The 13,740-nt window shown below is 72.3% G+C and carries 13 protein-coding genes; 5 read left to right on the top strand and 8 right to left on the bottom strand.

Going from position 1 to position 13,740, the window contains the following annotated elements; translation table 11 throughout:
- A partial coding sequence (locus tag KUM44_RS46105; RefSeq protein WP_254390498.1) for a hypothetical protein occupies positions 1–213 on the top strand: 213 nt, incomplete at its 5' end.
- Between the two features lie 56 nt (positions 214–269).
- Here the strand turns inward: KUM44_RS46105 and KUM44_RS34250 are convergent.
- On the bottom strand, positions 270–704 hold the full coding sequence (locus KUM44_RS34250) for a hypothetical protein (protein ID WP_217213644.1): 435 nt from the start codon (positions 702–704) through the stop codon (positions 270–272).
- Between the two features lie 92 nt (positions 705–796).
- Here KUM44_RS34250 and KUM44_RS34245 point away from each other — a divergent pair, with 92 nt between their 5' ends.
- Positions 797–1,474 (top strand): helix-turn-helix transcriptional regulator, encoded by a 678-nt coding sequence (locus tag KUM44_RS34245; RefSeq protein WP_374202101.1) that lies wholly within the window; start codon positions 797–799, stop codon positions 1,472–1,474.
- On the opposite strand, the gene KUM44_RS34240 is transcribed toward KUM44_RS34245, so the two are convergent.
- Complete coding sequence (locus KUM44_RS34240) at positions 1,468–2,367, bottom strand: S1 family peptidase (RefSeq protein WP_217213642.1); 900 nt, start codon at positions 2,365–2,367, stop codon at positions 1,468–1,470. The genes KUM44_RS34245 and KUM44_RS34240 overlap by 7 nt on opposite strands.
- Before the next feature lie 201 nt (positions 2,368–2,568).
- Positions 2,569–3,210, bottom strand: a complete 642-nt coding sequence (locus tag KUM44_RS34235) for a class I SAM-dependent methyltransferase (RefSeq protein WP_308402787.1) — start codon at positions 3,208–3,210, stop codon at positions 2,569–2,571.
- 189 nt (positions 3,211–3,399) lie between these two features.
- On the opposite strand from KUM44_RS34235, the gene pgm reads away from it, so the two are divergent.
- Complete coding sequence (pgm, locus tag KUM44_RS34230; protein ID WP_217213640.1) at positions 3,400–5,040, top strand: phosphoglucomutase (alpha-D-glucose-1,6-bisphosphate-dependent); 1,641 nt, start codon at positions 3,400–3,402, stop codon at positions 5,038–5,040.
- 31 nt (positions 5,041–5,071) lie between these two features.
- Here the strand turns inward: pgm and KUM44_RS34225 are convergent, their stop codons facing one another.
- The 3 genes from KUM44_RS34225 to KUM44_RS34215 form a co-directional block, all read right to left on the bottom strand.
- Complete coding sequence (locus KUM44_RS34225) at positions 5,072–9,838, bottom strand: type I polyketide synthase (protein WP_217213639.1); 4,767 nt, start codon at positions 9,836–9,838, stop codon at positions 5,072–5,074.
- A 118-nt stretch (positions 9,839–9,956) separates the two neighbouring features.
- Positions 9,957–10,187, bottom strand: a complete 231-nt coding sequence (locus KUM44_RS34220; protein WP_217213638.1) for a response regulator transcription factor — start codon at positions 10,185–10,187, stop codon at positions 9,957–9,959.
- Positions 10,188–10,350: 163 nt separating this feature from the next.
- Positions 10,351–10,854, bottom strand: a complete 504-nt coding sequence (locus KUM44_RS34215) for a hypothetical protein (RefSeq protein ID WP_254390497.1) — start codon at positions 10,852–10,854, stop codon at positions 10,351–10,353.
- A 383-nt stretch (positions 10,855–11,237) separates the two neighbouring features.
- On the opposite strand from KUM44_RS34215, the gene KUM44_RS34210 reads away from it, so the two are divergent.
- Positions 11,238–12,413, top strand: coding sequence for a PP2C family protein-serine/threonine phosphatase (locus KUM44_RS34210; protein WP_308402786.1), 1,176 nt, complete (start codon positions 11,238–11,240; stop codon positions 12,411–12,413).
- A gap of 15 nt (positions 12,414–12,428) precedes the next feature.
- Here KUM44_RS34210 and KUM44_RS34205 read toward each other — a convergent pair whose 3' ends face one another.
- A complete protein-coding gene (locus KUM44_RS34205; protein ID WP_217213636.1) occupies positions 12,429–12,584 on the bottom strand; it encodes a hypothetical protein in 156 nt (51 codons plus the stop codon).
- Between the two features lie 155 nt (positions 12,585–12,739).
- Between KUM44_RS34205 and KUM44_RS34200 the strand changes: the two genes are divergently transcribed.
- Positions 12,740–13,144, top strand: coding sequence for a hypothetical protein (locus KUM44_RS34200; RefSeq protein ID WP_217213635.1), 405 nt, complete (start codon positions 12,740–12,742; stop codon positions 13,142–13,144).
- Here the strand turns inward: KUM44_RS34200 and KUM44_RS34195 are convergent.
- Positions 13,113–13,601 carry a hypothetical protein gene (locus KUM44_RS34195; RefSeq protein WP_217213634.1) on the bottom strand — a complete coding sequence of 163 codons (489 nt, stop codon included), beginning with the start codon at positions 13,599–13,601 and terminating at the stop codon, positions 13,113–13,115. The genes KUM44_RS34200 and KUM44_RS34195 overlap by 32 nt on opposite strands.
- Between the last annotated feature and the right edge of the window lie 139 nt (positions 13,602–13,740).

Below are 13,740 nucleotides of genomic sequence, written 5' to 3'. Positions count from 1 at the left end.
GCCCTCACCGCCCTCACCGCCCTCACCGCCCTCACCGCCCTCACCGCCCTCACCGCCCTCGCCGTGCTGGGCGGCTCCTCGTTCACCGACTTCGCCGTCGCCCTGCTCGTCGGCATCGCGGTCGGCACCTGCTCCTCCGTCTTCACCGCCGCGCCCCTCGCGATCCAGCTCCACCGCCGCACCTCACGCCGGAAGCCGTCACGCCGCCCCTGACCGCCGGGATCGCCGGCAGATGGGGGCGGGTGAGGCTCCCGTCGCCGCGGTGGGCTTCAGCGCGACGGCCCCTCGCGGTGGTAACCCTGCGCGAGCCGGGCCAGAGCGACCGCGCCGAGCAGCAGACCGAAGTCGCGCAGCGCGATGTCGTAGTAGTCGGGGATGGTCAGCAGGTTCACGATGATGCCGGTGAGCCATCCGGCCACCAGCCAGCCCCCGAAGCGAGGGGCGAGCGCGACGACGAGACCCGCGACGATCTCGATGACACCGACGGCGTACATGGCCGCCTGGGCGCTGCCGGGAACGACGTCGTCGATCCACGGCGCGAGGTAGCCGGGCCAGTCCACGAGCAGGTTGGTGAACTTGTCCAGTCCGAACAGGATCGGCGCGATGGTGAACCCGGTGCGCAGGATGACGAATGCCTGGTAGCGGGGGTCGGCGAGCGCGGCCCGCCGCGGCCCGGCCGGCGTTGTTGTGGTGATGGACGACATGGCGTTGTTCCTTCGGGTCTTCTAACGACAACTCTCACTGTTTATAGAAGCGCCTGGCGGTTCTTAAGTCAATGGGCATGGGTTTTACACTGGTGTTCGTGGACCGTCCGAACGAAGCCAGCCGCCCCGCCGTCTCCGCCGTCGCCGCTCTGGACGAACCGACGCGCAGGAGGTTGTACGACCATGTCGTGCGCCAGCAGGCACCGGTCAGCCGTGACGAGGCCGCTGCCGCGCTCGGGCTCGCGCGCCAGACCGCGGCGTTCCACCTGGACCGGCTGGCGGACGAGTCACTCCTCGACGTCGTCTACGAACGGCGCAGCGGCCGCACCGGCCCGGGAGCGGGCAGGCCGGCCAAGCTGTACCGGCGCTCCGCGAAGCAGGTCACCGTCAGCCTTCCGGAGCGGCAGTACGAGCTGGCCGGACGGCTCCTGGCGCAGGCCCTGGAGGAGTCCGAGGCCACCGGCGAACCCGTCCGTTCCGTGCTGCACCGCAAGGCTCACGACGTAGGCGCCCAGCTCGCCGGGCAGCACACGGACGTCTTCGACCTGCTGGAGCAGTACGGGTTCGAGCCCCGCTACGACGGTGACGCGATCGTGCTGGGCAACTGCCCCTTCCACGCGCTCGCCCGCGAACACACGCAGACCGTGTGCGGCATGAACCTCCACCTCCTCCGCGGCGTCCTCGAAGGGCTCGACGAGCACGGCCGCCAGGCCTGTCTGGCGCCCGGGGCCGGCCACTGCTGCGTCCGTCTCGAACCGACGGCTCAGTAGACGGAAAGCCCGTAGGCGCTCAGTACTTCCTGGATCGGCTGGTAGTAGGTGGTCCCTCCGGTGGCGCAGTTCCCGGAGCCGCCGGAGAGGATTCCGACGACCTTGTCGCCGGCGTAGAGCGGGCCGCCGCTGTCACCGGGCTCGGCGCAGATGTTGGTCCGGATCAGGCCGTGGACGGCTCCGTCCGCATAGTTGACGGTCGCGTTGAGCGCGGTGACCACGCCGCAGTGGACGCCGGTGGTCGCGCCCCGCCGGCAGACGCTCTGGCCGACGTAGGCCGTCGCGGTCCCGGTGACGTCGACGGTCCCGATGGTGCCGGGATGCGGTACGGCCGGGTTGGAGTACTGGACGACACCGAAGTCGTCGCCCGGGAAGCTGGTGCCGGTGCTGGGACCGATCGCCGTACTCATGGCGGAACTGGTGTACCAGGTGGGCAGGGTGTCGGTGCAGTGGCCGGCGGTGACGAAGTAGTAGGTGGTGCCGCTGCGCACGTTGACGCCTGCCGAACAGCGCCAACCGGCCGTGTAGATGCCGTCGCCGCCCGACAGGAGGGTGCGCAGCCGGCCGTCGAGCCGTTCGAGGGTCGCGACACCCGGGAAACGGACGGTGGCTCGCCGGATTCTGGCCAGGTCCGCGTCGGCGACCGTGGAGTCGGCGAGGATGCGCAGCTTCCCGGTGCGCTCGTCGACGGTCCAGGCCGTCCCGGCGATCCCCAGGGACTCTACGGCCGAGGCCGCGCCGGACACCGACGCGGCCGACGGGGTGACGCCGGCCGTGGGCGCTGCGGCCGCGCTGGTGTCGGACAGGGCGAGAGCGCTCGCCACGAACAGGCTCACCACCGAGGCGATCAGCCGTGGACGACGTCTGATGGAGGTACGGCGCACTGTGATCACTGAAGTCTCCCGAGGACGGTAGGGCAGGTTCGAGTGATGGCGCACGGCCGCGCGGACGCGGCCACGGGCTGTCCGTCGACGCCGCGTCGAGGCCGGCCGACGTCTCAGTGTGTCCGGCGGCGCCCGGTGGGGGTAGGTGGCCTTCGGCCGAAGAGGCCGGCCGAAGGGGTGGGCAGAGGAAGGCAGTTGGCCCGGAGCGCGTCAGAGGCCGGCCTCGTCGCGGCGGCAGTACAGGAAGAGGTGGGGCTCGGGCCCGGCTCCGGGGTGGTCCGGGGTGAAGGTGGCGTTGTGCCGGGACAGCACCGTCAGCCCGGCCGCCTCCACCATGCCGACGACGTCCTCCTCGGCGAAGCTGGTCGCGCGGACCGGCCGGCCCAGGAAGACCACCTCGACATCCTCCACGTCTGCGGGCACGGTGGCCAGCACCAGATGTCCGCCGGGCCGCAGCGCCAGGGCCAGCCGCCGCGTCAGCGTCGACTGCTCGGCGCGGGTCATCTGCAACAGCGAGAAGAACACGCACACGCCGTCGAACGAGCCCGCCTCGAACGACAGCTCCCGGACGTCACCGCGGCGGAACTCGGCCTCCGGGACCTGACGGGCGGCGAGTTCGACCATGACGGGGGAGACGTCGAGACCCAGCACCGAGTGCCCCGCCGCGACGAGCGCCGCCGCGGTGGGCCGACCGGTGCCGCTGCCCACGTCCAGCGTCCGCGCGGCGAGCGGCAGCCGCTCGATCAGCCACTCCAGCGCGGACAGGTGCGCGGGGGCACGGCCGAACGCCTTCTCGTAGTCGGCGCCCAGCGCATCGAACAGCGCGGCGGCGGGCGGCCGTTGGTGCCCCACGTCCCCATGCCCCACGTCCCCATGCCCCACATCCCCATGCCCCACGGCGGTGCCCCTCCGCTCGTCGGCCCGCATCGTCGCACCCGTCGGACGTGTGCCACAACGGCGGCCCGGCGCGCGTCCCGACGGCCGGGGCGGGGGAGAATGAGGGCCGTACCCAACGGTCGAGCTGTGCGGAGGAGCGGGGAAATGCAGGACGCGCGAGCGGGGCAGGTCGCCCGGCCCGAAGACCTCATCGATGTGGCCCGCCTGGTCACGGCCTACTACGCACTGCACCCCGACCCGGCCGAACCGGGGCAGCGGGTGGCGTTCGGCACCTCGGGACACCGCGGCTCGTCTCTCGCGGCGGCGTTCAACGAGGACCACATCGCCGCCACCAGCCAGGCCATCTGCGAGTACCGCGCCGCCCAGGGCACCGACGGCCCCCTCTTCCTCGGCGCCGACACCCACGCCCTGTCGGAGCCCGCCCGGATCACTGCCCTCGAGGTCTTCGCGGCCAACGAGGTGATCGTCCTCATCGACCAGGCCGACGGCTACACGCCCACCCCGGCGGTCTCGCACGCCATCCTCACCCACAACCGGAACCGCACGTCCGCTATCGCCGACGGCGTGGTGGTCACCCCCTCCCACAACCCGCCCGCCGACGGCGGCTTCAAGTACAACCCCCCGAGCGGCGGCCCCGCCGGCTCCGAGGCGACCTCCTGGATCCAGGACCGCGCCAACGAGATCATCACCGGCGGTATGAAGGACGTACGCCGCATCCCCTACGCCCGCGCCCTGGCCGCACCCGGAACCGGCCGCCACGACTTCCTCGGCTCCTATGTCGCCGACCTGCCGAACGTCCTGGACCTGGAGGCGATCCGGTCCGCGGGTGTCCGCATCGGCGCCGATCCGCTGGGCGGCGCCTCGGTCGCCTACTGGGGCCGCATCGCCGAACAGCACGGCCTCGACCTCACGGTGGTGAACCCGCTCACCGATCCCACCTGGCGTTTCATGACGCTCGACTGGGACGGCAAGATCCGCATGGACTGCTCCTCGCCGTACGCCATGGCCTCTCTCATCGAGCGGCGCGACCGCTTCGACCTCGCCACCGGCAACGACGCCGACGCCGACCGGCACGGCATCGTCACTCCGGACGGCGGCCTGATGAACCCCAACCACTACTTGGCCGTGGCGATTTCGTACCTGTTCTCGCACCGGGAGCAGTGGCCCACGGGCGCCGGCATCGGCAAGACGCTGGTGTCGTCGAGCATGATCGACCGGGTCGCGGCGGACGTCGGCCGCCCGCTGGTCGAAGTCCCCGTCGGATTCAAGTGGTTCGTGGACGGTCTGTCCGACGGCAGCCTCGGCTTCGGCGGCGAGGAGTCGGCCGGCGCGTCCTTCCTGCGCCGCGACGGCTCGGTGTGGACCACCGACAAGGACGGCATCATCCTGGCCCTGCTCGCCTCCGAGATCACGGCGGTCACCGGCAAGACCCCCTCGCAGCACTACGCCGAACTCACCGACCGCTTCGGCGCCCCCGCCTACGCACGCGTCGACGCCCCGGCCACCCGCGAGGAGAAGGCCCTGCTCGCCAAGCTGTCCCCGCGCCAGGTCACCGCCGACACCCTCGCCGGAGAGCCGGTCACCACGGTGCTCACCGAGGCGCCCGGCAACGGGGCCGCCCTCGGCGGCATCAAGGTGGCCACCGCCCACGCCTGGTTCGCGGCCCGCCCCTCGGGCACCGAGGACGTCTACAAGATCTACGGCGAGTCGTTCCTCGGCCCGGACCATCTGCGCCAGGTCCAGGAGGAGGCCAGGTCCGTGGTGCTCGCGGCGCTCGGCGGCTGACGCGACACGTCCGGAACTCCTCTCTCGCGTCTCAGGCTGCTGCGGCTGCGGCTGCGGCTGCGGCAGTGGCGGTGGCGGTGGCGGCGTACGGCAGTTGCCGTTGCAGCGTGCTGACGGTGTGGCGGATCTGGTCGGGGGTGTGCTCGCAGGTGACGAAGAACCGCAGCCGGGTCAGCTCCTCGGGTACGGCCGGGTGCAGGATCGGGTTGACGCTGATGCCCTGCCGGAACAGCGCCTCGGCCAGCTGGAGGGTCTTCGCCGAGTCCCCGACGATGCACGGGACGATCGGCGAGTCGTGGCTGGCGCCGATGTCGATGCCCGCCCTGCGCGCCAGGCTCGCGAACAGCGCGGAGTTCTCCCGCAGGCGCGTCAGGCGCTGCGGTTCGGCACGCATCATGCGCAGTGCGGCCAGGGAGGCGGCGGCGTTGGCGGGTGTCATGCCGGCGCTGTAGACGAATCCCGGGGCGGTGTACCTGAGGTACTCCACGACACTCCGGGCGGCGCCTATGTAGCCGCCGCACCCGGCCAGCGCCTTGGACAGGGTTCCGCCCCACAGGTCGACGGCCTGGCGATCGACGTCGTGGTACTCGCCGATGCCGCGCCCGGTGGCGCCGATCACGCCGATACTGTGCGCCTCGTCGACCATCAGCAGGGTGCCGTGCCGGCGCTTGACGTCGATGAGGGCGGGCAGGTCGGCGATGTCGCCGTCCATGCTGTACACGCCCTCGACGACGACGAGTACACGGCGGTACTGGTGCCGGATCCGGGTGAGGAGGGCGTCCAGGGCGGCGGCGTCGTTGTGCGGGAAGGGGCGTCGCGTGGCCCCGGAGAGCTTGCAGCCCTGAAGGATGCTGTCGTGGGCGAGCGAGTCGTGGACGATCAGGTCATCGGGCCCTACGAGATGGCCGATGACGGTGACGTTGGTGGCGTGCCCGCTGGTCAGGGTGATCACGTCCTCGGTTCCGAGGGTGTCGGCGAGTTCCCGCTCCAACCGGAGGTGGAGCGGACGGCTGCCGGAGAGCAGCCGGCTGGCGGACGCCGACGTACCGCACTGCGTGACGGCCTCCTCCACCGCCTCGGTTACCCGGGGGTCGCTCGCCAGACCCAGGTAGTTGAAGCCGGAGAAGGAGATCAGCTCACGGCCGTCCACGACGGTGGTGTCCGTCATGCCGCCCTCGTGCACGCGGAAGTAGGGGTTCGGCAGGTCGAGCCGGTCGAGCAGGTTCATGCGCTCCTGATGTGCGGCCACCTCGGGGAAGCGGTCGATGCGGGTCTGGTCCTGCGGGAGCTGGTCGACCGGCGGAGGCGGGGAGTGGGCGGGGGCGGGCTCTGGGTGCCATGGTTCGGCGTGCTTCGGCTCGGCGTGCCGGGGCTCGGGGACCGGGGGATCGGTCGGACGGGGCAGCAGGCTCAGGCCGCCCGGCGACCGGGGCATGGCCTCCTCCCGCACCATCGCGGTGACGCTCCCGACCGTCGGCCGGGCGCACCTCTCGTCGACCGTCAGGGACGGCCAGAGCCGCTTGAGCGACGTGAACAGGTCGGTCAGCATGAGTGAGTCGAAACCGAGGTCGTCCACCAGCCGCTGACCGGCGTGCAGATCACCCGCCGGGAACGCGCTGATACGGGCGATCTGCTCGAACACCGCGTCCTGGACTGACCCTGCCTGTGCCTGTGCCTGTGCCTGTGCCTGTGCCTCGGCCTCTACTCCTGCTCCCGCGTCGTCGGCGTGCCCGGTGGGCTGGGTGGTTCCCGCGTCCGTCGTGCCGGTCAGCGCCTCGCCGAGGCGGCCGAGGAGGGTCATCTGGTGCTGGATCAGGTCGAGCAGTTCGTGCATGGGGTGGTCCTTGGTCGGGTCGAGGGAGGTCCGGGTTCGGGGTGCGTCCGCGGGGTTTGACGGGGTCGGCGGAGTCGTTGGGCCAGTAGGCGCAGAACGGGTCTCGTGGGTCGCACCTGTCGGCCGGTGCCCCCACCAGTACGACTGCGTCTCCAGCCGGGCGATCGGCAGGTCCAGCAGTCGGCGTTCGGCCGGCTCGATCAGGTTCCGTACGTCGACGTCGACGCCCAGGACGGCAAGGCGGGCGAGGGCGCCCAGGTACCCCCGCTGACCGTCCGGTGCGGGGTTGTCGACGGCGACGACGTGGACGTCGTCCTGGTCGGCGAGATTGCGGCGGACCGCAGAGAGGAGCGAGTTGCCGCCCGTCACCTGCACGAAGAGGCGGGCGCCCGCCTCGTAGGCGTTGCGGACGGCGTCGCTGAAGCGGACCGGTGCGGACGCGTGGCGCGTCCACAGCCGGCGCAACTGGTCGGGGTCGTCGCACACGGTCCCGCTCACGCAGGAGACCAGCGGGAGGCGGGGGTTGGTGAGGAGACGGCCGTCGAGGTCGGCGCGCATGGCCTCGTCGCCCGCTGCCAGCCGCGGCGAGTGGAAGGCGTTGGAGACCTCGAGCGCCCTCGTGGCGATGCCGGCCTCCGCGCAGACGCGCCGTAGCGCACCGAGGGCCTCCTTGGTACCGCTCACCACCGTCTGCCGGGGCTCGTTGAAGCAGGCGATCCAGATGTCAGGGACTTCCTCGACCAGCCGTCGGCAGGTCTCCTCGTCCGTCTGCACGGCGAGCATCGAGCCGCGCGGCTCGCCCTCCGCGTCCCGCAGGATCGCGCCCCGCCGGGCCAGCAGGGCCACGGTCTCCTCGGCCGGGAGGACACCGGCCGTCGCCGCTGCCGCGAACTCCCCCACGCTGTGACCGAGTACGACATCCGGGACGATGCCGCAAGCGGCGAGCAGCCCGGTGGCGGCGATCTGCACGGTGCCGAGCAGCGGCTGGCACACCTCTGTGCGGGCGAGTCGCCTCCTGAGCCCGGTGTCGCTCACCGAGTCCGCCGCCGGCCCGTACAGCAGGTCGGCCGGGTCGACGCCGGTGTGCCTGCGCGCTTCGGCACCGAGGGCGTCGACGGCATCGCGGAAGTCGGGGTACCGCTCATGGAGTTCCCGCATCATGCCGGGGCGCTGACTGCCCTGGCCCGGGTAGACGAAGGCGATCCGGCGCGCGGCGGAGCGCAGGGGGGCGTCCGCGGCGAAGGCACCGTCACCGAGGTCGCCCCGGGTACCTTCGGCCAGCTGCCGGCGTGCCCTGCGCAGCCGCTCGGTGAACTCGGCCGTGTCACCGGCGACGATCGCGAGCCTGCTCGGCAGCGGCTCGCGCCCGGCCAAGGTGTGGGCCAGCGCCGCCATGGACGCCGTGGGCAGGGAATCCGGGTTCTCCACGTGGTCGAGGAGGTCGTCGATGTGCTCCCGCAGCAACTGCGGGCTGCCGGCCGAGATCAGCGCGAGCTGAGGCTCGGCGTCCCGGACGGCGGTGACGCCCCGCATCCGGGGGGAGACCGACGGCCGCCGGACGGAGGTCGTGGTGGGCGCCTGCTGGAGGACCGCGTGCACGTTGGTGCCACCGAAACCGAAGGAACTGACGGCCGCGCACACCAGGCCGGCACCCTTCGAAAGCTGCGGTCGCGGCTGCGGCAGCGCACGCGCGGTGTCGGCCACGCGCAGGCCGGCGGCGTCCAGTCCCAGGTCGGGGTGGGGGATGACGTCGGGCTGCGGTACGACCGTGCGGTGGTGCACCACCAGCGCCGTCTTGATCAGGCCCGCGATGCCGGCCGCGGACAGCGAGTGCCCGATGAGCGCCTTGCCCGAGGAGAGGTAGCAGACGCCCGGATCCCCGCCGTCTTCGGTCCGCAGCCGGCGCAGCGCCTCCACCTCGGCGCGGTCACCGACGCTGGTCCCCGTACCGTGCGCCTCGATGAAGGAGGCCGCGGCCGGAGGCAGGCCCGCGTCGTCGAACGCGCCGCGCATGGCACGCAGCTGTCCCTCGGCGCTCGGCGTCAGCGGCCCCGCCGAGGCGCCGTCGTTGGCGGAGCCGATGCCCTTGATGACGGCGTAGACGCGGTTGCCGTCGACGAGCGCGTCCTGGAGCGGCCGGAGGATCACGGCACCGGCCCCCTCGCCGAGGACGAAGCCGTCGGCCCTGGTGTCGAACGGGCGGCACACTCCCGCGGCCGACAGCGCGCCGAGCCGGGAGAAGCCGACCAGGCTGTCCGGCGTGAGACTGAGGTAGACCCCTCCGACGACCGCGGTCCCGCAGGTACCGCGACGCAGCTGGGCCACCGCGTGGTCGAGGGCCATCAGAGAGCTGGAGCACGCGGCGTCCACGGTGCAGCTGGGGCCGCCGAGGTCGAAGTGCCGGCTCACCGTGGCGGGCGCCATGTTGAGCAGCACGCCCGGCATGGTGAAGGTGCCGATGGGCGGGAGATCCCGCGCGGAACTGGCCTTGAGCGCGTTCAGCGTGTCCGTGTCGGCGGTCATGCCGAGCGATCCGTCGGCGAGGCCGAGGGCGCGGAGACGGGCGGTGGCGAGTTCCCGGTAGTCGGATGCCGAGATGCCGAAGAAGACGCCCGTGCGCTCGCGGTCGAAGCCGCCGCGGCCCAGCCCGGCGTCGTCGAGGGCCTCACGGGTGACGTCGAGCGCCAGGCGGTGCTGCGGGTCCATGGCCTCGGCGCGACGCGGCGGCAGACCGTAGTGCCCGGCGGCGAAGCGGTCCACGTCCCGGAGGAAGGCGACCTGGTCGGTGTACGCGCTGTCCGGGGCCTGTGGGTCGCCGGGCCGGTGGAACGTGTCGTGGTTCCAGCGGTCCTTCGGGACCGCGGCGAACTGCCGTTCTCCGCGGAGGAGGAGCTTCCAGTACGCCCTGAGGTCCGCGGCTCCGGGGAAGCGGCAGCCGAGTCCGACTATGGCGATGTCATTCATGGGGAACCTGTTCGGGTCTGTGCGGGGGGTGGACTGCAACCGTCCCTCGGCGGGGACGAACGCCCCAGCCCCGGTTGTTCGTTGCTTGACGCGGGGCGCGGCGGGGGTTACGTACGGGTCACAGACCCAGGGCGATGGCCGTCCGGGTGAGCTCGGCGGTGCTGGTGATGTCGAGCTTGGCGCGGATACGACGGAGGTAGGCGTCGACCGTGTGCTTGGACAGTCCCATGAGCCGGGCCGCCTGGAGATAGGTGCAGCCTCGGGCGATGTGCTGGAGCGTCTCCCTCTCGCGCGGGGCCAGCGCGGCGGCGGTGGCTGCGTCGTGCGGGGTGGTGATGGTGAAGCTCATGGGGGTCCTCTGACAATTCGACTCGGCCATCTCCGCTCACATCACCGGAAGCGACGGATGTCCGAAAGCTGCAATTTGTCCGTTTCCAATACCTTGGTCGGTGGACGTCATGGCGCTGTCCGTCGACTGTCACAGCCGCGTCACAGCGGTACCTGCGAGCCGGTCACGGCCGTACGCGCCCCCCTGCCGCGCACGCGGCCGGCGCCGGGTGTCCCTGGGTGCGGGACAGCTCGCTCGCGCAGCGCTGGAGGGCCATCTCCAGGACCTCCGGCATGTTCAGGGTCCCGGTGCCGTCCGGCGGGACGAGCCAGCGCAGGGCGCCCCAGCGGCAGTGCGGGGCGGGAGCGGCGATCCAGGCTCCCGTGCCGAGCAGGCGTACGCCGGTGCCGATCCATACCGTCTGCGGCTCCGGGGGCAGCAGGAAGCCGACGTTGCGCCGTCGGGTGTCCACGAGGCAGGGGCCGCGGTCGAGCAGGGGCAGCTCTTCCAGGAGGTCGGCGACGCGCAGCCCGAGCTCCTCCGGCACGATCAGTACGTCCCAGAACCGCCCCGCGGCCAGAAGCGCGACCCCGGTGCTGCCGTTCTGCCACTCGTGTTTGCAGGCGCCGGGGTCCTCCGATGCCGCTGCCAGCCACTCCATTGACTTCGTCCACTCCGTGAGTGCCATGAAAAGCCTCCCTGTGGTGCGCCGACGACCGAGAGATGGAGGCCTCAGTGCACCGGGTGCCCGGTGTCGCGGCCATACGGCGGAGGCTCAATTCCCCGTATGGGGCGAGCGCCCGCGCGCCAAACCGGCAGATATATGCAGCACGTGCGCCCCCGTGCTCCCCGTATCCGCCCGCGCCCGCCCCCGTGCCCCCTGTCGGCCCCGCCCTCGCCGTGTCCTGCGCCATGTCCTGCGCCATGTCCTGCGCCATGCCTTCGTTCGCACACTGTGTGCTTTTGTCAGCCTTTAGGGTGTTCAGTGTGGTGCGCTGGTTTCAGATGTTTCACAGACCGGCGAGGGCACGGCCCGTCGCGTCTCGTGGCACACCCGAGCAGGACCTCGGCGTGTCGTCCCGGCCGACCGTGGTGCGTACGGCGCTGGCCCGGATCGGCACCACGCTGGACGAGGACGCCACCTGCGCGGAGCTGACCAGGGAGGCCGCCTGGCAGGCGGGCGGCACGGCGGCGGTGGTGCGGGGCGGCGGCGAGGCCGGGCCGGCGTACGAGGCCGTCCACGGCGACCCGGCGACGCTGCCTCCCGTGGGGTGGGCCGAGGCGGCGGCACGGGAAGCGGCCGGCTCGGACGGAGACGGAACCCGCTACCCGGTGTCCGGCGGCGCGCGACCTGCGGTCTGCGTTCCCCTGGCCACCGACGGCCACCCCTACGGCGTGCTGATCTGCGCCCGGGACCGAGCGCCCTTCACCCGGGCGGAGACCGAGCTGCTCGCGCTCCTCGCCGAACGCGCCGCCTCGCACATCCGGCACGCCCGAGAGCACGACCGGGTCCGAGGCGTCGTCGGCCGACTCCAGCGGGCGCTGCTCGCCGAGCCCGGCCGTCCGCACCCGAATCTGGACGTGGCGATCCGCTATCTGCCCGTCGGGCAGAGCACCCTGGTGGGCGGCGACTGGTGCGAGACCGTCCGGCTGCACTTCGGCCGGACGCTGCTCGTCGTCGGCGACGTCATGGGCCACGGTCTGGAAGCCGCCGTGGACATGACCGCGTACCGCTCCGCGCTGCGCTACATCGCCTCCGCCGACCTCCCACCGCACCGCGTGCTGCGCCAGCTCGACGACATCGCCTCCGCGGAACCGGAGCGCCGGCCGGCCACCTGTCTGATCGCCCGCGTCGACCCCGGCCGCGGCCAGGTGACCCTGGCCAGCGCCGGCCATCTGCCCCCGGCCGTGATCGACCCGGAGGGCAGCGCCTCACTGCTGCCGGTGCCGGTCGGCCCGCCTCTGGGAACGGGCCTCGGCGGCTACGAGCCGGGCACCTGGCGGCTGGACCCCGGCCAGACGCTGCTGCTGTTCACCGACGGGCTCGTCGAGCATCGCGGCGAGGACATCGAGCAGTCCCTGGACCGGCTGGCCGGCGTCGGCTTCGCGTCCGCCGCCGGGGTCGAGGACATCATCGACACGGCGCTCGCCCGCCTCGACGCCCGGCATGCCGAGGACGACGTCGCCGTACTCGCCGCCCAGCTGCACCAGCGGGCCCCGCAGACCGACGAGGCCCACGATCACTAGACAGCGCGCCAGGTGTCACCAGTCGTCGCCGTCGTACTGTGTCCCCGACACGTACGGGTCGTGCCGTCGTCCCGGTGCTGTGGACGGCTGCGCCGTCGGCGAGGGGCTCGGCTCACGCAGTGCGGCGCACCACGGGCAGTCGGTGGTGTCGTCGCTGTCGTTGCGGTCCATGGAAGCGGCTCCTGTCTCGATCGAGGGCTGACGATGTCGGGAGGGAGGGGGAGGTCGAGCACTCCATGACTCCATCCGGGGGACGGTCTCACTCGACTGGGTGGTAGCGGGGGCGGCGGGCGTACCACCGGCGCACGCCTTGGCGTTGCCTCGGCATGGACAGACTTGAGCCGGCGCGGCGTGTCCTCGGTGGCGAAGCCGCACCCGCGTCGTACGTCGTACCGGCCACCGGCCTGCGGGGCCAGCCGTCGATCTACGCGGCGCTGGTCGCGGAGTGGTATGCCAAGGGCCGTGCGGTACCCGAGCGCCGCGACACGTGGTGGGACGCCGTGGGCGTCGGCGAGGGACAAGGGCAGACCGTCACCTCCTGGGCGGTCGGCCGGTTCGCCGGGCCGGCCCTGACCGTCGACGCCGAACCGACGGGCGACCGGCAGGGCGAGGCGACCGAACGTGTACCGGCCGTCGTCGTCCCCCGGGGCCTTCCCGGACCGGTGGACCTGTGGGAGTGGAGAGGCAGGAACGGACGCGTCAGCGTCGCCGTTCCGCGCCCGGCCGACTGAGCCGCGTCCAGGCGGTACGCGCGCCGCCGGCCACACGCAGCGCGCGTTCCACGACCGCGGGGTCGTACAGCGCGCCGGTCCCGTCGGGCGGCAGCAGCCACTCCAGGCGCCATCCGGCGGACCGGTACGGCGGCGGCACGGCGACCCAAGACCCCCTGCCGACGTGGCGCACACCGGGCCCGACCCACTCGGTGACCGGATCGGGCGGCAGGAAGAAGCCGACTCTCCGCGCCCCGCAGTTCACCAGGACGGGTCCGGACGGCCGCGGGCGCGCCCGTCTCAGAAGATCCAGGGCGCCCAGGCCGAGGTGCTCTGGGACGCTGAGCACGTCCCAGAGGCGTCCGGCCTCCAGCAGCACCGCGTCCGCGCCCTGGTCCCACTGTTGCTTGCACGACCGAGGATCCGCGGCGGCCGCGGCGAGCCACTCGATGGCCTGTTTCCCCATGGTGCGCTGCATGTCCCTACCCCCAGCACTCGCCGACCCTGCCCGTCCGTCCGTCTGCCTGCCCGGGCAGGGCCCTTCATGCTGGTGGATATTTCTATGCGCCGGAAGGGGTGGCGCAGTGTGGCGTTTGCGGTGGATTTGTTCGAATGGC

It is taken from the genome of Streptomyces sp. AC550_RSS872, assembly GCF_019049285.1.
GTDB lineage: Bacteria > Actinomycetota > Actinomycetes > Streptomycetales > Streptomycetaceae > Streptomyces.
This window is presented reverse-complemented; position numbering and strand designations above follow the sequence as displayed.

Excerpts from the sequence above, each read along its gene's own strand:
- KUM44_RS34215 (WP_254390497.1), bottom strand. The coding sequence starts at position 10,854 with ATGGCACTCACGGAGTGGACGAAGTCAATGGAGTGGCTGGCAGCGGCA.
- pgm (WP_217213640.1), top strand. The coding sequence starts at position 3,400 with ATGCAGGACGCGCGAGCGGGGCAGGTCGCCCGGCCCGAAGACCTCATC.
- KUM44_RS34220 (WP_217213638.1), bottom strand. The coding sequence starts at position 10,187 with ATGAGCTTCACCATCACCACCCCGCACGACGCAGCCACCGCCGCCGCG.
- KUM44_RS34250 (WP_217213644.1), bottom strand. The coding sequence starts at position 704 with ATGTCGTCCATCACCACAACAACGCCGGCCGGGCCGCGGCGGGCCGCG.
- KUM44_RS34195 (WP_217213634.1), bottom strand. The coding sequence starts at position 13,601 with ATGCAGCGCACCATGGGGAAACAGGCCATCGAGTGGCTCGCCGCGGCC.
- KUM44_RS34225 (WP_217213639.1), bottom strand. The coding sequence starts at position 9,838 with ATGAATGACATCGCCATAGTCGGACTCGGCTGCCGCTTCCCCGGAGCC.
- KUM44_RS34200 (WP_217213635.1), top strand. The coding sequence starts at position 12,740 with ATGGACAGACTTGAGCCGGCGCGGCGTGTCCTCGGTGGCGAAGCCGCA.
- KUM44_RS34205 (WP_217213636.1), bottom strand. The coding sequence starts at position 12,584 with ATGGACCGCAACGACAGCGACGACACCACCGACTGCCCGTGGTGCGCC.